General features: G+C 38.7%; 19 protein-coding genes and 3 pseudogenes. 1 reads left to right on the top strand and 21 read right to left on the bottom strand.

The genetic code is table 11. From position 1 onward, the window contains the following. Window positions 1–242: 242 nt before the first annotated feature. The 21 genes and pseudogenes from QM450_RS05470 to QM450_RS05570 form a co-directional block, all read right to left on the bottom strand. A complete protein-coding gene (locus QM450_RS05470; RefSeq protein WP_414319921.1) occupies window positions 243–827 on the bottom strand; it encodes a DUF2625 family protein in 585 nt (194 codons plus the stop codon). A gap of 253 nt (window positions 828–1080) precedes the next feature. Continuing rightward, window positions 1081–2295 (bottom strand): pyridoxal phosphate-dependent aminotransferase, encoded by a 1215-nt coding sequence (locus tag QM450_RS05475; protein WP_045762715.1) that lies wholly within the window; start codon window positions 2293–2295, stop codon window positions 1081–1083. Window positions 2296–2989: 694 nt separating this feature from the next. Then, window positions 2990–4450: a glutamate--tRNA ligase gene (gltX, locus tag QM450_RS05480; protein ID WP_414319922.1), complete on the bottom strand. Its 1461-nt coding sequence runs from the start codon at window positions 4448–4450 to the stop codon at window positions 2990–2992. A 130-nt stretch (window positions 4451–4580) separates the two neighbouring features. Next, window positions 4581–5930 (bottom strand): glucose-6-phosphate isomerase, encoded by a 1350-nt coding sequence (locus QM450_RS05485; RefSeq protein ID WP_248034795.1) that lies wholly within the window; start codon window positions 5928–5930, stop codon window positions 4581–4583. A 169-nt stretch (window positions 5931–6099) separates the two neighbouring features. After that, complete coding sequence (locus tag QM450_RS05490) at window positions 6100–6789, bottom strand: gamma-glutamyl-gamma-aminobutyrate hydrolase family protein (RefSeq protein WP_045614750.1); 690 nt, start codon at window positions 6787–6789, stop codon at window positions 6100–6102. Window positions 6790–7031: 242 nt separating this feature from the next. Next, the gene (locus QM450_RS05495; RefSeq protein WP_414319923.1) at window positions 7032–8798 is read right to left on the bottom strand and encodes an ABC transporter ATP-binding protein; all 1767 of its coding nucleotides are present in this window, start codon (window positions 8796–8798) and stop codon (window positions 7032–7034) included. A 1-nt stretch (window position 8799) separates the two neighbouring features. Beyond that, complete coding sequence (locus QM450_RS05500; RefSeq protein ID WP_414319924.1) at window positions 8800–10506, bottom strand: ABC transporter ATP-binding protein; 1707 nt, start codon at window positions 10504–10506, stop codon at window positions 8800–8802. A gap of 189 nt (window positions 10507–10695) precedes the next feature. Then, window positions 10696–11397, bottom strand: coding sequence for a histidine phosphatase family protein (locus QM450_RS05505; protein WP_414319925.1), 702 nt, complete (start codon window positions 11395–11397; stop codon window positions 10696–10698). A gap of 109 nt (window positions 11398–11506) precedes the next feature. Continuing rightward, on the bottom strand, window positions 11507–11941 hold the full coding sequence (gene comGG, locus QM450_RS05510) for a competence type IV pilus minor pilin ComGG (RefSeq protein WP_414319926.1): 435 nt from the start codon (window positions 11939–11941) through the stop codon (window positions 11507–11509). Then, window positions 11919–12380, bottom strand: a complete 462-nt coding sequence (gene comGF / locus QM450_RS05515; protein WP_414319927.1) for a competence type IV pilus minor pilin ComGF — start codon at window positions 12378–12380, stop codon at window positions 11919–11921. The genes comGG and comGF overlap by 23 nt, the downstream gene beginning before the upstream one ends. After that, window positions 12343–12645, bottom strand: a complete 303-nt coding sequence (gene comGE / locus QM450_RS05520; RefSeq protein WP_414319928.1) for a competence type IV pilus minor pilin ComGE — start codon at window positions 12643–12645, stop codon at window positions 12343–12345. The genes comGF and comGE overlap by 38 nt, the downstream gene beginning before the upstream one ends. Continuing rightward, window positions 12608–13042, bottom strand: coding sequence for a competence type IV pilus minor pilin ComGD (comGD, locus tag QM450_RS05525; protein WP_075230215.1), 435 nt, complete (start codon window positions 13040–13042; stop codon window positions 12608–12610). Before comGD ends, comGE begins: the two co-directional genes overlap by 38 nt. Further along, the gene (gene comGC, locus QM450_RS05530) at window positions 13005–13328 is read right to left on the bottom strand and encodes a competence type IV pilus major pilin ComGC (RefSeq protein WP_414319929.1); all 324 of its coding nucleotides are present in this window, start codon (window positions 13326–13328) and stop codon (window positions 13005–13007) included. Before comGC ends, comGD begins: the two co-directional genes overlap by 38 nt. After that, window positions 13329–14372 (bottom strand): competence type IV pilus assembly protein ComGB, encoded by a 1044-nt coding sequence (gene comGB / locus QM450_RS05535; protein ID WP_414319930.1) that lies wholly within the window; start codon window positions 14370–14372, stop codon window positions 13329–13331. Further along, the gene (gene comGA, locus QM450_RS05540; RefSeq protein ID WP_414319931.1) at window positions 14293–15234 is read right to left on the bottom strand and encodes a competence type IV pilus ATPase ComGA; all 942 of its coding nucleotides are present in this window, start codon (window positions 15232–15234) and stop codon (window positions 14293–14295) included. The genes comGB and comGA overlap by 80 nt, the downstream gene beginning before the upstream one ends. A gap of 58 nt (window positions 15235–15292) precedes the next feature. Further along, window positions 15293–15670, bottom strand: coding sequence for a DUF1033 family protein (locus QM450_RS05545; protein ID WP_007555701.1), 378 nt, complete (start codon window positions 15668–15670; stop codon window positions 15293–15295). 137 nt (window positions 15671–15807) lie between these two features. Continuing rightward, window positions 15808–15909 (bottom strand): annotated as a pseudogene (locus QM450_RS05550) (alcohol dehydrogenase); the annotation flags it as partial. A gap of 20 nt (window positions 15910–15929) precedes the next feature. Further along, window positions 15930–16882, bottom strand: a pseudogene (locus tag QM450_RS05555) (IS30 family transposase). Between the two features lie 258 nt (window positions 16883–17140). Beyond that, window positions 17141–18110 (bottom strand): annotated as a pseudogene (locus tag QM450_RS05560) (zinc-dependent alcohol dehydrogenase family protein); the annotation flags it as partial. Window positions 18111–18251: 141 nt separating this feature from the next. Continuing rightward, the gene (gene nagA, locus QM450_RS05565; RefSeq protein ID WP_414319932.1) at window positions 18252–19403 is read right to left on the bottom strand and encodes an N-acetylglucosamine-6-phosphate deacetylase; all 1152 of its coding nucleotides are present in this window, start codon (window positions 19401–19403) and stop codon (window positions 18252–18254) included. Window positions 19404–19886: 483 nt separating this feature from the next. Next, entirely contained in the window at window positions 19887–22724 is a 2838-nt protein-coding gene (locus QM450_RS05570; protein ID WP_414319933.1) for an SEC10/PgrA surface exclusion domain-containing protein, read from the bottom strand. Window positions 22725–22890: 166 nt separating this feature from the next. On the opposite strand from QM450_RS05570, the gene QM450_RS05575 reads away from it, so the two are divergent. Further along, window positions 22891–23229 (top strand): helix-turn-helix domain-containing protein, encoded by a 339-nt coding sequence (locus tag QM450_RS05575; protein ID WP_414274087.1) that lies wholly within the window; start codon window positions 22891–22893, stop codon window positions 23227–23229. Window positions 23230–23240 lie beyond the last annotated feature (11 nt).

The raw sequence follows: 23240 nt of genomic DNA on the forward strand, positions 1-23240 counted from the left end.
CCCACTGATGAAATTACTGACATAAGGATTCTCCTTTTAATTTTTTTCTATTTTTGTTTATCATATATTTTAATGTTTGTCTATCAGTCACACATTCGTAATACACATTTATACAAAAAAGCTTTTTGCTTTGGAAGCCTTTAATAATAACAGTTTACATTAATGATTATTTCCCATTTAATACTATTTCACTGTATGTACTAATTTCAAATATCTTTTTCATGCATTGTACCCTTTATTTATCACATCCTTAACTGTCTATAAAAATCAGCATTCATTTCTAACAATTCTTTAAAGGGAACTATTTTTCTAACTGCACCTGATGGAGTGTACTCCATTGACCAAATAAAAGGATAGGTCAAAACAACTTCATTTTTTTCAAGCGATAAATCTAATGTGAACAAATCTGGTACTATCAGTTCTTGATAAAATGTGTCTAACTGATTTGTCGTCACCCAATATAAAAAGTCCTTATAATCTATCTCCAAATCCTCCCATTCTAATGTATCGGGAGCGAAATATTCTATTGCATTTAATTTTTCAATATTTATTGCAAATAGACCACCCAAGATATCATAAGCTATCAAACAACGATTCGAGTTATAACATTTTGAAAACAATTCATTACAGTAGCTGAATCCATTCTCTGAATCATTCCCCAAGATTTTTAAATAACCATTCACAGTTACATAAGAAAAATGTTCTAAGATAAACTTCAGTTCTTGTGGTCTTTCTATACTATCCGTTAGTTTTTTGTTAAATTCAAGAAATTTAATATCATTAGAACTTTCCTCAAATTCCGCAATAATCTTTTTCGTAGTTAACATTTTATTCGTCTACCCTATCCCATTCAATTTTACACTCTTGCTTCATTTTTATTTATATGCACAACATTAAAGAAGTTCAATCGCAGATACTTCATTATCTAAATCAACAAATTCAAACTTCTCAGGATATTGCAGATAATCAATACATTTTTTAATAACATGAAAAAACTCAGAGAAACAATGTTAAAATCATCAAAACATTTGATTTCTCTGAGATAAAATTTACTGATTGTACTCGAAACCTAGATCGTTCTTATCTACGATACTGCTTCAAGAAACGAGTCATCTTTTCTTGGATTTGGGCTAACTCATCTACGCGTGGCAGATATACGATACGGAAGTGATCTGGTTCTTTCCAGTTAAAGCCTCGTCCATGAACCAAAAGTACTTTTTCTTGCTTCAAGAAATCAAGGACAAATTGTTCATCATCATCGATACGATACATATTGCGGTCAATTTTAGGGAAGATATAAAGACCCGCTTTAGGTTTAACCGCTGACAAACCAGGAATATCTTGAATGGCATTATAGATGAAGTTTCTTTGCTCGTAGATACGACCACCTGGCAAGAGTAATTCGTCCACCGATTGGTGACCACCTAGCGAAGTTTGAACAACCTGTTGAGCCAAGACGTTGGAACAAAGGCGCATGTTTGAAAGCATGTTGAGACCTTCAATATAGCCCTTTACATGATGTTTAGGTCCAGACAAGACCATCCAACCTACACGGAAACCAGCGATACGGTGCGATTTAGACAGACCATTCATGCTAACACAGAAAAGGTCTGGAGCCAAACTAGCTACTGGTGTGTGGACATTGCCATCCATAACCATACGGTCGTAGATTTCATCTGCAAAGATAATCAAGTCATTTTGACGAGCAATCTCGATAATATCTAACAAGAGTTCTTTGGGATAGAGGGCTCCCGTTGGATTATTTGGATTGATTAAAACGATAGCCTTAGTATTTGAACTAATCTTAGACTTAATGTCATCTAGGTCTGGATACCATTCAGCTTCTTCATCACAGACGTAGTGAACGGCATTTCCTCCAGCCAAGCTAACTGCAGCTGTCCAAAGTGGGTAGTCAGGCATTGGAACCAAGACTTCATCGCCATTGTCCAAGAGACCTTGCATGGACATAACAATTAGTTCACTAACACCATTTCCAAGATAGATATCATCAATACCTACATTTGGGAATTTTTTGAGCTGACAGTACTGCATAATAGCTTTGCGAGCTGAAAAGATACCTTTTGAATCTGAATAACCTTCACTATCACGCGCATTCATAATCAAATCATGGATAACCTCATCTGGTGCGGTAAAACCAAACTCAGCTGGGTTCCCTGTATTCAAACGGAGGATTTTTTCTCCATTTGCTCGCATACGCATGGCTTCCTCAAGAACTGGTCCACGAATATCATAAGCCACATGCTCTAATTTGATTGATTTGTTAAATTCTTTCATTTGAGTTCCTCAATTCATCAGGATAGTTAATATTATACCACTTGATAGAAAAATCGTAAATCGCCCACTACTATTCCACAAAAAAACCTTGCTTAACGCAAGGTAAACAGAGCAAGGTCGATTTCTTTCTATTTTTGGGAGAAGAAAGAGAAAAATATGCACCTCTAGTAAGACATACATCTAAATCTAAAGTCTCGCATATAAACTTCGAATCGAAAACGAAGGCATCGTTATGGATGATAGTTGCATGAACTCATGAATTTCTTCCTGTGTCCAGCAAAACGCAAAGAAAAAATAAGTCGACTCAACAAACAACATAGACGATGTCTGGGCTAATTCGAGTCTGTTTGTAAAGAATTTTACCATATCACTGACTTCTTTCCCTTGCCCTGTCACTTAGTATTATACACTAAAACTTTTGCATTTTCAAATAAGTACATATAAAAAGAACTCTTTTTAAAGCGTCACTTAAAAATTTATACTCAATGAAAATCAAAGAGCAAACTAGGAAGCTAGCCGCAGGTTGCTCAAAGCACGGCTTTGAGGTTGCAGATAAATCTGACGTGGTTTGAAGAGATTTTCGAAGAGTATTAATTGAATATGATTCTGCTTTGGCAATAAAAAAGAGAGAACCAGGTGATTCTCTCAGTTTTTACTTCTACAAATATCTAGAACGAAATTTAATTCCGCCAGATTATTTCGCAATTTCTTCCAACATTTTTTCAATGTGTTGGATAGATTTTTCACGTCCAAGCAAGTAGATGGTATCTGGTAATTCAGGACCATGCATTTCTCCTGAAACAGCGATACGGATAGGCATGAAGAGGTTCTTCCCTTTGATACCTGTTTCTTTTTGTACTGCTTTGATTTGTGGGAAGATATTTTCTACCACAAACTCATCTTCTGACATGGCTTCAAGTTTTGCTTTGAAAGCTTCAAGAACTGTTGGGACTGTTTCACCAGCCATGACTTCTCGTTCTACTTCTGTCAATTCTGGGAAGTCTGAGAAGAAGAGATCTGTCAATGGAACGATTTCATCCACTGATTTCATTTGTGGTTTGTAGAGTTCCACCAATTTTTTAGCCTTGTCTGTCAAACGTCCTGCTTCTTCAAGGAATGGTTTTGCCATTTCAAAGATAGTTTCAAGATCCGCATTCTTAATGTAGTCATTGCTCATCCAATCAAGCTTCTTCTGATCGAAGGCTGCTGGAGACTTGCTGAGGCGGTTTTCATCAAAGAGCTTAATGAGTTCTTCACGAGAGAAGATTTCGTCTTCTCCACCAGGGTTCCAGCCAAGAAGAGCGATAAAGTTAAAGACTGCTTCTGGCAGGTAGCCTTTCTTACGATAATCTTCGATGAACTGAAGGGTGTTGGTGTCACGTTTAGACAACTTCTTACCAGTTTCAGAGTTGATGATCAAGGTCATATGACCGAACTCTGGAGCTTCCCAACCAAGTGCCTCATAAACCATAAGTTGTTTTGGTGTATTAGCAATGTGGTCATCTCCACGAATAACATGAGAAATTTGCATATCGTGGTCATCGATCACAACGGCAAAGTTGTAAGTTGGGTAGCCATCTTTCTTTTGGATAACCCAGTCCCCACCGATATTGCCACCTTCAAATTCGATATCACCTTTGACCATATCATGCCACTTATAGATACCAGACTCATTAACTGCCAAACGAACAGTTGGGATAATACCTGCGGCTTCACGTTCTGCAACATAAGCTGCTTTTTCTTCCTCGCTCATACCAAGGTATTCGTTAATGTAACGAGGTGTTTCACCAGCTGCTTCTTGGCGTTCACGTTCAGCTGCCAACTCTTCTTCAGTGACGTAAGATTTGTAGGCTTTCCCTTCAGCAAGCAATTGGTCGATATATTTTTGATAGAGTTCCAAACGCTCTGATTGGCGGTAGTTTTCATGAGTCTCTGGACTTTCATCCCAATCCATTCCCAACCAACGAAGGTTTTCAAGCTGCGAACGTTCTCCGTCTTCGACGTGACGCTTGCGGTCAGTATCCTCGATACGGATGATAAAAGTTCCACCATGGTGGCGTGCATACAAGTAGTTAAACAATGCTGTACGGGCATTTCCGATGTGTAGTAGTCCTGTTGGACTTGGTGCATAACGCACACGAATATCTTTTGACATATCTTCTCCTATATAGTCTCTAGGCGTCTGCCTTTTTGCTCTCTATATTATATCACAAGTCGTGCCAGAGTCCAATTTCTCTTTTCAAGAAAAAGCAAAAAGAGTGGTAAAACCACTCTTTTCAGCTCTATTATAGACGAGCGTTGAGTTCTTTGCTCAATTCTTCAAATCCTGGTTTACCAAGAAGGGCAAACATGTTACGTTTGTAAGCTTCAACACCTGGTTGGTCAAATGGGTTGATAGCATTCAAGTAACCTGAAAGGGCGATAGCCAATTCGAAGAAGTAGATAGTGTAACCAAGAGTGAAGGCGTCTTGCTCAGGAAGAGTCACGTACATGTTTGGCACGTCACCGTCAGTGTGGGCAAGAAGAACACCGTCAGTTGCTTTTTTGTTAACGAAGTCAACGTCTTTTCCTTGAAGGTAACCAAGTCCGTCAAGATCTTCTTCCAAAGTAGGGATAATCACGTTCTTACGTGGTTTGTCAACGCGGACAACTGTTTCAAACATGATACGAGTTCCTTCTTGAATAAATTGACCCAATGAGTGCAAGTCTGTTGAGAAGTTAGCTGAAGTTGGGTAAATACCTTTTTGGTCTTTCCCTTCTGACTCACCAGCCAATTGTTTCCACCATTCTGAGAAGTATTGAAGTGATGGCTCGTAGTTTACCAAGATTTCAGTAGCATATCCTTTACGGTAAAGGATGTTACGAACTGCAGCGTATTGGTAAGCTTCGTTTTCTGAAAGTTTGTCTGATGTGTAATCTTTACGAGCAGCATTAGCACCTTCCATAAGGGCTTTGATATCTGCACCTGATGCAGCGATTGGAAGCAATCCAACTGCGGTCAATACTGAGAAGCGTCCACCGATATCATCTGGAACTACAAAAGTTTCCCAACCGTTAGCATCTGCTTCAACCTTAACTGCACCTTTTTGGCGGTCAGTTGTTGCATAGATACGTTTGTTAGCTTCTTCTTGACCGTATTTCTTAACCAAAAGTTCTTTGAAGACACGGAAAGCGATGGCTGGTTCAGTTGTTGTACCTGATTTAGAAATCACGTTTACTGAGAAGTCTTTATCTGAAACATACTCTACCAAGTCAGCAAGGTAAGTTGATGAGATTGAGTTCCCAGCATAAAGGATTTGTGGTGCTTTGCGTTCTTCTTTGGTTTGCAAGTTTGCAAAATGGTGGTTCAAGAAGTCAATGGCTGCTTTAGCTCCAAGGTATGATCCACCGATACCGATAACAACCAAAACATCGCTGTCTGATTTGATTTGTTCAGCAGCTTTCAAGATGCGGTCAAATTCTTCGCGGTCGTAGTTTTCAGGAAGGTCCAACCAACCCAAGAAGTCGCTACCAGCACCAGTTCCTTTACGAATCAATTCGTCTGCTGCTGTAACTTGTGATTGCATGTACTCCACTTCATGTGGTGCAACAAATTTGTCTAATACTTTTGAATAATCAAATTTAATATGTGACATAGTATTCCTCCAAAATTTCTTCCTTTCTATCATAACGCTTACTAACAATTTTTTCAAGTTTTTATACTAAAAATTTCCAATTTTTATCACAATTCAAACGTTTGCGTAAAAATGCAACTCTATAAACATTCGTAAACAACGAATAAAAAAACGACTAAATTTCTAGTCGTTACAATTCATTCAATAAATACTCAAATAATTCTAAGTTTCCATCTTCTTCATTGACCAGAAATTCTGGATGCCACTGGAGACCAATAATACGGTGTTCATCAATGGATTCAATTGCTTCAACAGTTTGGTCACGTGGATCCACAGCCGTCACACGGAAATTTGGTGCCAGGTCTTTAATGCTCTGACGGTGCACTGAGTTTACTTGACTTTCTTTACCAAATAATTTAGACACCACACTGCCATCAACTGTCTCAATAGAATGTGAAGTCCCAAAAGGTAGACCTTGCCAATGACCTTCAATCTCCTGATTGAGTGTCCCACCAAAGGCAACATTCACAAGCTGAACGCCACGGCAGATGGCTAAAATTGGCTTATTCTGACGCAATGCTTCTTGTAGAAGAGCGAGCTCAAACTCATCACGAGCTAGGTTATAATCATCACTATCAATCGTTTTTTCTTCACCATAAAACTGAGGATGAACATTTTGTCCCCCAGTCAAGATGAGCTTATCAATCATTTCTACATAGTCATGGACCACCGACTCATCCCCAACTGGAATCACCAAAGGAAGTCCGCCAACCTGACGAATACTCTCAGCAAATTTACAAGAGACTGATGAATGAATATTTTTTCCTTCTGCGTCCACAGGACATAGGTTTGCCGCTACTCCAACAACTGTTCTTGCCATCACTGATTTCCTTTCCTTCTCCATTGATAATCTTATCTTATCATCCTTGCCCACTCCTGTCTAATATGTATTTTTTAAGTCCGTGATAAAATTTTTTTATCAGAAAAAGTTGCCCAAAATTAGGACAACTTTTTTGCTTATACTCAATGAAAATCAAAGAGCAAACTAGGAAGCTAGCCGCAGGCTATACTTGAGTACGGCAAGGGGACGCTGACGTGGTTTGAAGAGATTTTCGAAGAGTATTATTCAAAGACAAATTGATTGTGATACAGTTCGGAGTAAAAACCTCCAAGCTTGAGTAATTCGTGATGATTTCCTTGTTCGATAACCTCACCATCCTTAAGGACAATAATCTGATCGGCATTGAGAATGGTTTTTAAGCGGTGAGCAATCACAAAACTAGTTCTTCCTGCCACAATAGCTTCCATGGCATTTTGAATCTTACTTTCTGTTACAGTATCAACGTTTGATGTTGCCTCATCCAAGATTAAGACCTGTGGATCTGTCATCAAGGTACGAGCGATGGAAATCAACTGCTTCTGACCAGTCGAGAAGACGCTCTGGTCATCATCAATCAAGGTATCATACTTATCTGGCAAGCTTTCGATGTAGTCATGGATGTGTGTAGCCTTAGCAGCTGCTTCTACCATTTCCTGACTGGCATCTGGTACACCAAATCGAATATTGTCCCGAATAGTTCCGCTGAACAAAACAGAATCCTGTAGAACAATTCCCACCTTACTTCGCAAACTATCCAAGTCAAATTCTCGGATATCTCTACCATCAAAGCTGATACTGCCTGCATCCACATCATAAAAACGATTGATTAAATTCATGATGGTAGTCTTCCCTGAACCTGTCGGACCAACTACCGCTATCATTTTCCCTTTTGGAGCTGAAATGCTGACATCTTTTAGAATCGGTTTCCCTGGGAGATAGGAGAAGTCTACGTTACGAATCTCCACACCCTCTTTTAATTCGCTAAAGGCTGGAGCATCTTGAGGACGAATTTCTTCCTCTGCATCAAACATTTCTTGGATACGGTCTGCACCTGTAAAGGCCAATTGCAAACTTCCCCAGCTCGCCGCTAATTGGATAATGGGCTGGTAATACTGTTGCGAAAACTGAGTAAACATGACAATCAAACCAAGTGCAGTTGCTTTCTCGATATTCTGATCATTCAATAATACAGCTGAACCTACAAAAATAACGACTGCTGTATTGACCAAGCTCATCCCGTTCATAACAGGAAAAAGAATTCCTGAAAACATTCTGCCCTTGAAAGTAGCCTTTCGAACCCGTTCATTTTGCTCAACAAAGCCAGCAATCACATCTTCTTGGATACCTTGAACGATAACTGCTTTTTGTCCAGAGATACTCTCATCCATATAAGCATTGAGTTTCCCAACTTCTTTTTGTTGAAGGTTGGTATATTTCCGCGCGAGCTTTAAGATAAAGAACAACATGATGATAGCAACTGGAGTGCTGGCAATCGTAATCAAAGCCAAGGTGACATTTTTGGCAAACATGACAATCAGCAAGCCAATATAAAGGGCAATATTGGTCATGACAGACACTAGACTTTCGTTGAAAGCTTGGAGAATATTATCCAAATCACTGGTAAAACGAGACAGAATATCCCCATCTTGATGGCGGTCAAAGAAGGAAACTGTCAAGCGAGAAAGCTTGCCAAACAGTCCCTTACGCATCTCATTTGTCGATTCGGCAATAATGCGGCTCATCAAGACCATATAGATGAGACTAGAAACTACTAAAACTATCAAAATATAAGCAAGATTAATCAGGAGTCCCAATAGACTTTGCCAAACCATATCTGGATTTCCATTTTGATAGGCTATAACCAAATTAGCCAGCTCTGTGACTGTTTGACCTGCAAATACTGGAAAGAGGGCTTGTGCTACCGTTGCAATGATAATCATAGCAATGACAACGATAAAGGATATCTTGTAAACTTTAAAATAGTTCCAAAAAAATTCAAATGTCTTCATCCTACTCCTCCTTTCCTTTTTGCGTTTCATAAATTTCACGATAAACTGGGTTTGTTGCAACCAAGTCAGCATGCTTACCTTGACCAATCAATCGACCTTGATCAAGCACTAAAATTTTATCCGCATGAACAACAGAGCTAATCTTTTGTGCGATGATAATCGTAGTCGTTCCCTTTAAGTCCTTGTTGAGGGCTTCTTGAACCAAACGCTCTGATTTGGCATCAAGTGCAGAGGTTGAATCATCGAAAATCAAAATCTTAGGATTGCTGACAATCCCACGCGCAATGGACATTCTTTGTTTTTGTCCACCAGAAAAGTTAGTTCCACGTTCCTCAACCGGACTTTCAAAAGCCAATTCCATGCGACTAATAAATTCACTAGCTTGTGCGATACGAGCTGCGCGTTCCATCTCTGAAACTGTCGCATCTCCCTTTCCTTGTCTGAGATTATCTGCGATGGTTCCACTAAAGAGAATGGCTCTTTGTAGGACGATGGAGACTGTCTTGCGAAGCGTCCCTTCGCTAACTGTCCGAATGTCCTTTCCACCAATTTTGATCGAACCTTGCTGAGGATCAAACAGACGTGGAATCAACTGAGCCAAGGTTGATTTCCCTGCACCGGTTGCTCCGACAACCCCAACCATCTCACCAGCTGCAATATCGAAAGATACATCTTTTAGGATAGGTTCTTCATCATTTGGATAGGTGAAGGTTACATTTTCAAAACTGAGACTTCCTTCTAATTCTTCATCTTCCACATCTTTAAAGGTCATAGCCGGTTCTGTATCAAGGATTTCGCGAATACGACGGAGGGAAATCATGGCACGAGTAACTGAGTTCCCCAAAAATCCAACCATAACGATAGTAAAGATAATCTGACTCAGATAGTTCACAAAGGAAGCAATGGAACCAACGACTGATGGATCTGACTCTGCCATACCTGCTACAAGCCAGATTGAGAGAAAAACAGCCCCATACGAAATTAACATCATTGCAGGTTGCATAACAGAAAAGGCATAACCAATATAAAGGTTTTCTCCCAATAATTCATCTGACACCTGCGTAAACTTATCAAACTGATCTTTTTCTCTGACAAAAGACTTAACCACGCGCACACCACGCAAATTTTCTTTAGCAATGGCATTGATACGCTCTAGTAAGGTCTGGAACTTTGAAAAGCGTGGTCCCACCACTCCCATCATAAAACCCATTATGACAACAATCAGAACAACCATGAGAACCAGCACCCACCATAGAGAAGGTAGGGTGACAACTGCTAGAATAAAGGAACCGATAAACAAAAGTGGTAGTCGAAAGAGAATTTGGAAGGTCATCATGACTACGTTTTGAATCTGATTGATGTCGTTGGTCATACGAACAACAAGGTTCCCTGCATTAAATTTCTCAATATTAGCGTATGAAAAAGTTTGAATCTTACGAAAGGCATCTTCCCGTAAGTCTGACGAAACTCCTTGAGCAATGTAAGCTGCTAATACAACATTAATTCCACCTGCGACTAGACCAATCAAGGCAACCAGGATTAACCAAAAACCGATACTATAAATAGCCTCATTATCACCTGTTAGCAGTGCCTCTAAAACTTCCTGCAAATAACGCGGTTGCAAGAGTGAACTCGTTACCATTAGACCTGTCATAATTAAGGAAGCTAGAGCCTGCCATTTATAGGCTTTTATTTTCTGAAACAGCATATTTCCCCCTTCTAAGATAGACAAAAGGGAACGACAACTCTGTCAGTCCCTTCTTATGCTTTCATGTTGATGCTATTCTAACAAAAAAGAATGCTATTGTCAAAGCACTTAATTCTTACAAGCTTGTGCAATGACGACATCAGCATTCTATAAAATCGTTTAAAAATCTTCTAATTGAGAACCGAATTTTTATTGCTCTGAACTAGCTTGCTCTTCTAGTTTAGCTCGTCCAATTTCACGGTAGCTACGGTCGCCAACAATCTTGACCGAGAACTGACCATCTTGGTACTCGAGAATCGTCACACTTCCATTATCAAGGCCATGCGGATGCATGCCGTTGATTAAATAAACAATGGTTCCAATAGTCATTCCATGGCTGACTACGAGAGCATTTCCTCCCCCATTAGCTTCCATTTCCTTAGCAATGGCTTCAAAACCTTCCCAGATACGACCACTTAGTTTTTCCCAGCCTTCAGCCCAGCCTGCTGTATCTACTTCTACCAGACCTTCAGCTAGTTCAGCATAGGACAAACGATGCACATGGTCGACATTAAAAATACGCGGAATGATCCCCATAAAAAGGTCTCCATCATAAGCACCATCAAAACTACCAAAGCACCATTCACGGATTCGCTTATCCATACGATAAGGAATTTCCCCTGTTAAAGCAAGCTCCTCAAGGATAATTCCCATAGTTTGGATAGTTCGCCCTGAGTCACTTGAATAAGCACGCTCAAAGGTTAAGCCAGACTCACGCAAACCAATTCCCAATTCGTGAATACCTCGCTCTCCTTCAGCTGTCAGTGGAGTATCACTCCAACCTTGAGCACGCCCAATCGTATTAAACATTGTTTTTCCATGACGCACTAGATACAATTTTACACTTGACATTTTCCGTCCTCCATATGTATCTATTATAGCATGATTTCAGACAAAAACCTTGTCCTAACCCACTGAGTCCAACATCACCACTTAAACTATATTTTACAAATCTGATAATCTATGTCTTATCATTCTTAGAAGGAGCAACTTTAGATGGCTCGGTGGCCTCTTTTTTAACCTCTTCTTTTTTCTTCTCGCTTTCTTCTTTTGACTTTTTTTCTGTTTTCTTCGTCTTATCGTCGGTCTTTTTCAAAGGTGAAAAGTGAAATTCAAATTGATTTTTCCCAGTGTCAACAATCGCTGTAAATCCCTTTTGGTCATTACGATAAGTTGCCTTTCCTGCATTAAATGACTGTTCTCCACTTTCAGAATTAGCTCTTTCATAGGTTCTCTTAGCCATCGCATAAGCCACCAGTTTCTCTTTATTTAAGACATAATCCTGATGATGAGCTACTTGCCGGTTCAGATAAAACTGCAACAAAAGACTAAAAATTCCAGCAACAGTGATAGCGTAAAGGAGAACTCCAGCCCTAACTTTTTTCTTTTTCCACACGATAGATAAACTCCCTCTCAAGTCCCTTTTCAAACTGAAAATTAAAATGAACATTTTGCCCGTTTTGGTAAATATGAGCTGATTTCAGACCGTAAACCATCGGCTGGTAGCCACGTCCACTGGCATCTGTTTTACGAAAATCATCTGACTTTGATTTTCCCATGGAAATGGGGTTCCCATCCTGTTTGAGGTAAAGTCTATCATTCTCTACTTTTTCAAATTGGGCTCGATTCAGCTCTGCTTCCAGCTGATCCACAAATAAGAGCCATTCTTTTTGCTCACTTTTCTGCTGGTAGCGAACTTCTGAAACCAAGAGTTGGCTCATAGATTGAAAAAGAAGCAAACTCCCACTAATCACAAGAAGAGCAACCATGGATTCTAAAAGAGTAAACGCTCTGACTCTACTTATCTTGAATTGCCAGCAATTTTTCAGTCCCATAATACACCTCCAAACCTTGCTCATTCGAGATAACATGAACCGTAAACCCATTGACAGTCAACTGCTTTTGTCCAGTCTGCAAAGCCATACGAGCCACTCGCAAAATTTCTTCCTGTTTTAGAAGTTCTGCTTCTCTCTTTCTACTTTCTTGAATCTGTCCCAGCAAGAGAGTTGCAATACTGGCGAAAATGACTAGTGAAATCACTGCCTCCAGTAAAATAACCGCCTTAATTTTTTGCTTCTTGAATACGTTTAATCTTCCCATTTCCTATATTTAGTCGGTAGCGAACCACTTCTTTCCTTGTTTGAAATCTGATGCTAACCAGATATGAACTACCTCCAGCCTTATCAAATGTTATTGACTGATGTGACTGAAGCTGAATCCCTTTAGGAATGGCTAACTTTTGATAACCATTACTAATGCTCCTCTCTTCTAACATTAAATTCATCTTTTGTTGACTAGCCAGACTTCGCTTCTGGGTTTCTCGGTAAAGTTCCTCAAACTCCATAAAGAAAATTTGTTCTTCCACCGCCGCAAAAGTGGATTGAACTGAACTTGACAAACCCAAGGCCAAAATGCTGACTATCCCTAAGACCAATAGACTTTCTAGCATGGTAAAAGCCCTAATCCGCAACTGTTTGACTTGTCTTTTGTTTATCATGATACTCTTTGTAAGCTTTTGCTTGCTCAGCAGTGATACGTCCATCTGCCTCTAACTTGCTTAGGCTTGCACGCTCATTTTTCTCCAGACTATAGAGTTCGGCCTGGCTTTCTACCACCTTGACGACTGCTGCTTTCCCCTTGTCATTCACTGCATCCTTTTGCTTCGTTAGATTTGGTACAAAAAGTAAGAGTAGGACGCTAATGATAAGAAGGACCACTAACATTTCTACAAGAGTGAACCCTTTTACCGTAGCTTCTTTTAATTTCATCATCATTTTTTTCATCTAAAAATTAACCTCCATATTTTGATACATGGGCAGCAACATAGCTGCATACAATAAAACGATTAGTAGGGCTACAAAAATAAAAACCAGGGGTTGAACTAGATTCATGGTACGATTAACTCGGGTAAAGAAGGATTCCCACGTTTTTTCCGCATAGATTTCCAATTCGCTTCCCAACTTGGATTTGATCTCTCCATATTCAATAATCAATCCCAACTCTCTTCTAAAAAAAGGATAATTCTGCACAACCATAGAAAATTCATGCCCATTTTGCAAGGACAGGGATAAATCATGTCCGATTTCCTTAAAAAGAGGATTGTCTTGCTCCTGCATCATCTGAAAAATCTGCGACAATTCTAAACCCTGTCCAATCATATTTCCCCATTCTCGAGCATAATAGGCAGTTAGATAATACTGAACAAACACACCTAGAAAGGGGATTCTAGCTAGAAAAGAAAAGACTTGTATCTTCCTAGATTTTCTGTAAAAAATCAATCCTGTTAAAGATGCAAGACTTAACGCTAGAGCAAGCCCAAGAAAAATCTGTGGTAAGTTGCTAATCACTAAAGTAGCTATATTACTACTATCCAGTTGGGGCAAGAGATAATTTCGCAACCCCAACATAATGAGCAGTAAGAAAGCTAACAAAATGATTGGATAGGTCGCAACTTCGATTAACTTTTTCTTGACCTTAGCAAGATTATCTAGATACTCTTCAATTTTCCCTAAACTCAAATGAAGATTCCCATGAACTTCAGCCAAGGAAAGTTGCGTGACAATTGAACTTGAAAAACCTAAAGTCCCCATCATTTCCGAGAAGGATTTTCCCTGCGAGAGTCCTAGACGCATCTGCGATACATATTCCTTTTCCAACAAGAGACTTCTCTCTAGAAAGGAAATGATTTCTACCAGATGAAAACCACTAGAAAATAAATTGTTAAAAAGAGTGATGATTTTCTTCTGCTTACTGGTAGCTAATTTTCTCCGTTTCAGCTTGAAGGGCAGTGATATGTCCTTCTTTAAGAAGCTGGTCAATTTGTCCATTCCACTTTTCTGCCTGGTGTTCTTGATAATTTCCATTTGCAAAATCAATAATTCCTCCTCCCCCGATTAGTCTTTGATAACAAACACCTTGTAAAACAACTGCAAGTTCATCTTCACTAACACCAAGTTCTAAGAGGCGCTCATAAACCCCACGAATACTCTTTGCATGGATGGTCGAAAACACTGTAGCTCCCGTTAAGCTCGCTCGTACAACAGCACGGGCTGTTTCACTATCTCGAATTTCTCCAATGATTAAAAGATCTGGACGATGTCGTAGGGAAAGTTTTATCAAGTTCTCATAGCTAAGTCCGATAGCTTCATTGAGCTGTAGTTGCAGCATCTCTTCCTGCTTAATTTCTACTGGATCTTCAATGGACATGACCTGTTGTCCCTTGAACAATGACTTGGCTAATTCATGCATCAAAGTAGTTTTGCCACTTCCTACGGGGCCTGCAAAAAGATAAAGTCCGCGTTGCCTAAAGCCCTTTTCCAGTTCTATAAGGTCCTGAAACCAGAAGCGCAACTCTTGTTCTTGATCATGCAAAAGCCGAATTACTAGACTCTCATGACCACGATAATCTCCCACCGTCGATAAACGTAATGAAGAAATCTTGTCTCCATGCTGATAATCACAGGAACCAAGCTGACTACGGCGTTTTTCTCCAACGTTCATCCCCGCAATAAACTTAAAATGACTAATGACAGCCCCCAACTTTTCAAAGTCATAGGTGTTAATCAAATGTCTCTCATCTCCAACTCGCATATGTAGCTCATAAATCTTTTCTTTAGGAACAAAATAGATGTCCTGAGCTCCCTGTTTTTTGGCCAGTGTAATCAATTCTTGTGCAAGTGTTTGTACCATATCTTCCTCCTCATTCTTATTATTCGAAGAAAATATAAAAAAAGAAGAAACAACTTCATTAAAAAGTTGTTTCTTCTTTTTTTATGCGACAAGTACGGTGGATTTCTAAACCAGTCTGCTTTTCGTAACCAGGTCTAAATTTTTCATCAGGAATGACTTGACCATCTTCCAACAAAGCCAAGGAATGATATTGCTGAAGAAATTCATCGCATTCTTCACACCAGCGTTTATCTTCTGGATCCCAAAAAATAGTCATCAAGTCTCCTCTACTTTTGTAAAGGGGAATCTCCTTTTCTAACTCAAACCAACAAGACTTATAATATTTCAAAGCATCATAATAGTTATCAAATTTTTTGCTCGCAATGACGTCGTCTTCCCAGCCTTCTATAAACCACCACGGTTCAAAATCTCCGTACATTTTTATAACTCGATACATAGTTTAACTTCCTTTGTACCGTATATTATAGCGAAATTTTGAGAACAATGAAAGAATTTTGCTCATTTTCACGAATTATATAACATTTTCAAAAAATCCAGCTATTCAAAAACGAATAACTGGATTTAAAAACAAGATTAACCTTCTGAAATATCGTTTTCAATGATCACTTTAATCGCATGATGATCGGCAGCCTTACTAAATACTTCATAGGCCTTTTCTATTTCACTAAGTTTGAAAGCTAAATTTCAAGTTCAAGTTAGCCAGCGAGAAGAAATTCTCTAGGCGACTTGTAGTTCAAGCATTTTTTAGGATAGTTATTAATCCACTTTTCGATGAATGCGACTTCTTTGGGAGTCGTTTTTTAGTTCCTTTAGGTAACCATCTCCGAATGAGCCTATTGTGATTCTCATTAGTTCCCCTTTCCCAAGAGGCATAGGGGTGTGCATAATAGATATGCTCCTTAGAAAACACATCAGACAAGCGGTTGAATTCCGTTCCATTATCTGCCGTAATGGACAGAATCTTGTGTTGTTTTAAGATGAGTTTTAGAGCCTGATTGACCGACTCAGCGCTTTTATTTGGAATTAATCGGATGATCTGATGTCTACTCTTTCGGTCAGTCAAGACAAGCAAACAATAGTTTTTCGCTCTTGTAAGCAGAACCGTATCAATCTCATAATGCCCACTTTCCAATCGCAGATTAATAGCTTCAGGCCTCTGTTCGATAGATTGACCAGCGGGTTTTAAATTGGTGCTAGCTTGTTTCTTAACAGATTTTCCTTTTCTAGGATATAGCAGATCCTGTTTGGTTAACCCCAATTTTCCATGATGAATCCAGTAGTAGATGGTAGAAATGCTCACGTTAACCTCCTTAGCCTTGACCATCATTTCAGGAGAAAACTTTTGATTATGATAGTGGAGAATCTTTTCCTTTAGTTCCTTGGTCAAGCTTGATTTCTTGACCGATCGCTTGCGATTGCTTTCATAAGATCGTTGAGCATAGTCGGCAGAATAAACCTTTTTGAAGCGCCCTTTTTCAAGACATTGTAGGACTGTCCCACGCTTGATTTCAGTGTGGATAGTTTGAGGAGCTTTTCCAAGTAGAGAGGCAATTTCTCTATTTGATTTCCCTTCTTTTTTCCATCGTTCGATTAAGCGACGGCTATCGATTGTCAAATGTTTGGCTTTTGTAGTATAATGGTTTTGCATCTCTGTGCCTTTCTTTTGTTTGTGATTGAACAACAAGTATAACACAGAGGTGTTTTCTTATGCCTAAATTAGCTTTCATTTGACAGGAGGAACCCTTGAAGCTGTTTCGTCAGCTAAACCAAGGCTAGTCTTAGCCTTGGCTCGCCAGCCTAACAGCATCAAGCCTCTTATCAAATGAAATCGAGAACTAGCTATAAGCTAGTTGAAGTATCTAATTTTTAGGAGGGCTGGGTGGCTAACTTCATTATAGAACTTTCAACTAAGTTTGAAATAATGAGTTACCAATTTTTCAGGTTCAATTTTATGACTTTCTAAGGCTTTCAAAAGCTGAGGAGTTGTATTGGTAGAAACCAACCCAGTAGTCACGTTAATGTTCCGAATCCAAAGAGTGTCCAAATCAAACTGAACTGGTTTACCATGCACACCACAGTTAGCTACTGTTCCATCTACACCGATAATCTTTTGGCAGAGATCAAACGTTGCAGGAATACCAACAGCTTCTATAGCAACATCCACACCTCGACCATCTGTCAAATCATAAATTTCTTGAATTGCCTTTTCAGGATCTGAAGAATTAATCTTATGAGTAGCACCGAAAGAAACTGCAGTATCCAAACGGTTATCGTCTAGGTCCACCATAATCAATTTAGCTGGAGAATAGAATTGTGCCGTCAAGAGAGCTGCCAATCCAACTGGCCCTGAACCAACGATAGCTACACTACAACCAGGCTCTACTTTCCCTTTTAAGACACCAATTTCATAGCCAGTTGGCAAGATATCCGATAACATAACCAAAGCTTCATCAGACAAGTCAGCTGGAGTATGATAAAGAGTATTATCAGCATGAGGCACACGAAGATATTCTGCTTGCATACCGTCGATCAAATGTCCAAAAATCCATCCACCTTCGTCTTCACAGTGAGCATAGATTCCTTTTTTACAATAGTAACACTTGCCACATGCACAAACGTAAGAAATCAAAACCTTATCACCCTTTTTGAAGTTTGAAACTCCTGCTCCGACTTCCTCTACAATACCAATTCCTTCATGTCCCTAGGATAGTTCCACTCTTACAAGCAGGAACGTCCCCTTTAATAATATGAAGGTCAGTACCACAAATAGTAGTCTTAACGATACGCACAATAGCATCTGTTGGCTTGCGAATAACTGGTTTGTCAACATCAACAAATGACGCAAGGCCTGGTTTAACGTAAGTATAAGCTTTCATAAGCAATCCTCCGCTTTTTTATTTGTATTATTTATATCACAATCGTAAGCCTTTTCAATTAAAAAATCAAGTAATTTGTGAAACAAATAACAAATTTATTTTAAAAAAAAGAAGAAACTAAACAAGTTTCTTCTTTAGAAATTATGCTTGATAACGTTTTTCACCATCTAGATAAGTTGCTACTAATTCCAAATCTTTATCTAACACGATAAAGTCTGCATCGTAGCCTTCACGAATTTGTCCACAGACGTCATCAATATGAACTGATTTAGCTGGGTTCAGACTAGCCATCATGACTGCTTCATGAGGATTTGCAATTCCCCACTCAACAACATTTTTCAAACCATCTTTAAGTTTGAGAATGGAACCTGCCAAGTTACCTGTAGATTTAAGGCGAGCAGTCCCATTTGCAACTACAACTGGAAATTCACCTAACATATAATCACCATCTTGCAAACCACCTGCTGTCATACAGTCAGTGATAAGGGCAATATTTTCAGTTCCTTTTTGTTTAAGAAGAATTTCGCAAGCCTTAGGATCCACGTGATGACCATCACAAATCAATTCTGCATAAGTGTGTGGTAACTCATACATTGCACCAACCATACCAAGTTCGCGGTGTGTTAAGCCACGCATTCCATTATAAGCATGAACCCAAACACTAGCCCCGGCATCAACAGCTTTTTTAGCTTCATCAAATGTAGCATTAGAGTGACCAAGAGCAACAGTTACACCTTCACCAGTAATAGTACGTACAAAGTCCTCAACTCCATCACGTTCAGGTGCAAGAGCAATTTTATTAAGAAGACCATTAGCAGCCTTCTGCCAAGCGCGGAACTCATCCATACGTGGATCTTTCATATAGGCGGGATTTTGAGCCCCCTTAAATTCTTCGGTGAAGTAAGGTCCTTCAAAATAAATACCACGAATCTTAGCACCAGATGCTTCTTGATAGCGTGCACCAATGTTTTCAGTAACAGCCAGCAATTGTTCGTATGATGAAGTTAGTGTAGTTGGTAGGAAACTAGTAACACCTGTACTAAGAAGACCTTCACTCATCGTATGAAGTGTACCTTCGATATTATTATCCATGACATCCACACCACCAAAACCATGAATGTGGGTGTCAACGAGACCCGGTGCAATACTGTAACCGCTATAGTCAATAATCTCAGCATCCTCAGACACTTGATCTACATGCTTACCAAATTTACCATCAATAAGTTCCAAATAACCTCCACGACGAATACCATGTGGATAGAAAAATTGATCAGCTTTAATATACTTAGGCATAATGATAACCCCCTTAAGAAATAATCTACTATTTATTATGTCAATTACATTATAAACCTTTCAAAACAATTTGTAAATGGTATAGACCTATTTTTACTAAAATTTTTATAAATAAAGAAAAAAGACAAGGCTTATAAACCCTGTCTTTTCAACTATACCGGCGGCCAACAAACTAGCGTTAAAATAAGTTAAAATAAATAACCAAGAAACGATTAAATCAAGATATTATCACACGCTAGTTAGTATTGAAATTGAGGAAATTGACCAGTGGTTGACCAAATAAATTTTAAACTTTTGCTTTAATTTTATAGTCTTTAAATTTAATAATCACAATTTTTTATACATAGTTCGATACCGTGTTCGGCGCAATCGGTATAGTCCAATATTCATTCTCAAAATTGGTTTAAATAGCGTAGTCTTTTAAACTAATTTTGTGAATCAAAAAAATCTTCCTATTTGTAATAAGAAGATTTTTTTATTATTCTAATTTTTTCTACGTACTGTTACAAGTCCAAATGTTCCAAGAATTGCACCGAGTACCAACATTGTAACACTTGATGACTCTCCTGTATTTGGTAATGTTTTTGCACGTTCTACTCGTGAATAAGTTGATTTACTTGATGCTTGTTGTTGACTTGTGTAAGTCTGACCTTTTGTGATAACATTTCCTTTGTTATCAATAGTAACGTTTTTATCACTTGCATAAGCTTTATTAGATTTATCATTATTAGCTTGCAGACGATCAACGTTCACTGGTTTTTCATAAGTAGCTGGTTTTGTTTCACGTACAACAACATTCCCTTGAGCATCCAACGTAACTTCTTTACCTGCATCAAGAGCTTTCTTCAATTCGTCAACATTGACAGTAGGAAGAGTTTCAGCAACTGGTGCATCTTTAGGAACAGCAACAATTGTTCCGTCAGGAAGTGTTTTAACAATGTTACCTTTAGCGTCTTCTTTAGCTAGTTCTTCAAGATTCAATTCAGGAAGCACTTCAGCAGTTGGAGCTACTTTTGGTACAGCGATTACTGTACCGTCAGGAAGTGTTGCAACAACGTTTTCTTGAGCTTTTTCTGCAAGGTCAACGAGGTTATCATATGTTGCTTCAAGTTCTGCAAGTTTAGCTTCTTCCGCTTTTTGGGCAGTCAACAAGTTTTCAAGCTTAGATTGTGCCGTTTCTAGGTCAGATTTAGCGAGTTCCAATTTGACACTAACTGCTGTTCGAGCTTGTTTCGCATTTGCTAGAGCAACTGGTGCGTCCAAATATGCTTGCAATTGTTCAGCCAATTCTTTAGCTTCTTTAACAAGAGCATCTTTTTCGGCAAGAAGTTTTGTAACTTGTTTGTTCAAGTTGTCTAGTTTAGTTTCTTGGTCTTCAAGTTTGGCTGAAGCATTTTCAAGAGCTTGTGACGCAATTGTTTGAACAGTTTTAGCTTCTTTAAGTGCATCTTGAGCTTTTTCAAGAGCAGATTTCTTGTCAGCTAGACTTGCTGAGAAGTTAGCGACTGCTTCACTTGCTTGAGTTTCACGTTTCTTAGCATTTTCAAGAGCAATGTTTGCTAAACGTAGGTTGTTTTCAGCAACTTGAGCTTGGAGTGGCGTAGCCATTGCGTCAGCCAAGACTTTTTCAGCTTCAGTTTTCAAGCTAAGTGCGCTTGCGTAATCAGTTGAAGCTGTTGTCAAAGCATTTTTAGCATTTTCTGATGCAGTTTTAGCTTGTTCAAGGTTTGATTCAGCTGTTGCGACTGCTTTTTCAAGAGTTGCGATGTCTGTTTTGTCTTCGATGACTGTATCGTTGTCGAATTCAGCATATGTTGTAATCATCCAATATTGACCATTGATGTTAGCTACTGAAAGAGCGACTGGACTATTTGCTTGGTTAGCTAGGTTAGTACGTAGGTGCTCCCATTTAGATGGTTCATCTTCGAATGAAGATAGTTCAAATGAACGTTGAACAGCTTGTTTTAGGTTATACATTGTTTGTTCATCTGCACCGTTACCCATTGGCATAAGGTTTTCAAGACCACCAGGGATGTGCCCAGCTTTATGTGGGTCAAGTGCTCGAGCTTCATATTTCTTAGCAACAGATTTAGAGTAATCTAAAGTTTCTTTTGAAACATAAGACTTTTTGCTTGCATTATAACCGAAATTATGGTTTAATTGAGTTAACAGTTTAGCATAGAACTGGCTGATTTCTACCAATTGGTCATTAGTCAAGTTATTTAAATCGATTGGGCGATTTTTATCAGCTTCGCTGATTTTGATGGTTGAAGCACTAGCCATTTTGACAGCCATACCACGCATGACCATGCGAGTGGTTTCGTTATCATTTGCTCGCCACAATTCGTAAGCATCTTTGTATGTGATATCGTTTGATTTTGCACCAATTTTATCACGGAGATTATCAGAGATGTGGAAAGTTGGATTTTGGATATTTACAATATCAACATTTTTGAGTGCATCTTGAGCTTTTGTCAACTCATCTTGAGTTGTTTGCAATTTAGCATCTACTGATTCAGCATGTTGATTAGCAGTTGCCAATTTTTCTTTAGCTAATTTGACAGCATCATTTTTAGTATTTACATCAGTTTCAGCTGATTTGATAGCATCTTCACGTGCTTCATCAGCTTTTTTTGCTGTCTTGAACGCATCTTCAGCTTCAGTGACTGTAGCTTCAGCATCTTTAACGCCTTTTTGAGCGTCTTTCAAGTCGTTTTCAGCATTTGCAAGTCCAGTTTCGTCAAGAGCAGATTCTGCATTTGCAACGGTTTGTTCAGCTGTTTGGACATCTTTTTCAGCTTGGTCAATATTTTCTTTAGCTGTTGCTACGTCTGATTGCTTTTCAGCTAGAACTTTCGTTTCAGCTTTGATTTGTGCATTTGTAGCTTCAGTTGCTTCTTGGTTAGCAGTCTGTGCTTCAAGGTTCTTAGCTTGAGCATCTTTGGCTTCAGCAATTTTTGCAGGTGTTGCTTGAGAAGCAGTTGCTTCAGCATCTTTAACAACTTGAGTAGCAGTAGCTACTTCTTTTTCAGTTGAAGCAACAGTAGCTTCTTTTTCTTGAACGCCAGTTTTAGCTGTTTCAATCTTAGCTTCAGCGTCTTTTACTACACCTTTTTGAGCGTCAAGAGCAGGTTTCACTGTAGAAGGTGCAGGAACTTGGCTCTTTTCAAGTGGTTTCACTTGTGGTTTAGTAACAAGAGCAGGTTCGTTAACAGCAGTGTCAGATGGTACGGGTGTAGTTGCTTCTTGAGCAAATGCAGTTCCACCAACTGATGCAAGAGCAATAGCTGTTGAAGTTGTGAGGGTTTGCAGTTTCTTCATCAATTCTCCTTTAAAAACTAATAAAGTGAGCTTTTTTATAATTTTACTACACTATTCTAACATTTTTCAGTGTAATATGCAACACTTATTTGATATACAAGTGTAATTTGTGCTACTTATTATTTATAATTTTTATCTTTAAAATAATAGTTGAAGGTAAACAATTATGAATCAAAACAACTTACAAACTTTTATTGCAAAAAGAATTAGATATTTACGACTAACAAAAGGTTTAAGCCAAGAAAAACTTTCCGAATTAGCTGGCTTAGGCTCGAAACATATCCACAACATAGAAAACGAAAAATATAATTTTCAAATACAAACGTTAAACAAGATCATCACAGCTCTTGAAGTAGATGAAAAATCATTTTTTAATTTTGAGTTCCCAGAAAAGAGTAAAGAAATTGAAAATATTATCAATAAACTTGAACAAATAGCAGAACCACAAAAAACAGATATAATTGATGCAATAGCAACCCTATTAAACAACATAAACAACCGCTAAAAATTTCAGCG

This window comes from Streptococcus infantis (genome assembly GCF_047464615.1).
Taxonomy (GTDB): Bacteria; Bacillota; Bacilli; order Lactobacillales; family Streptococcaceae; genus Streptococcus; species Streptococcus infantis_Y.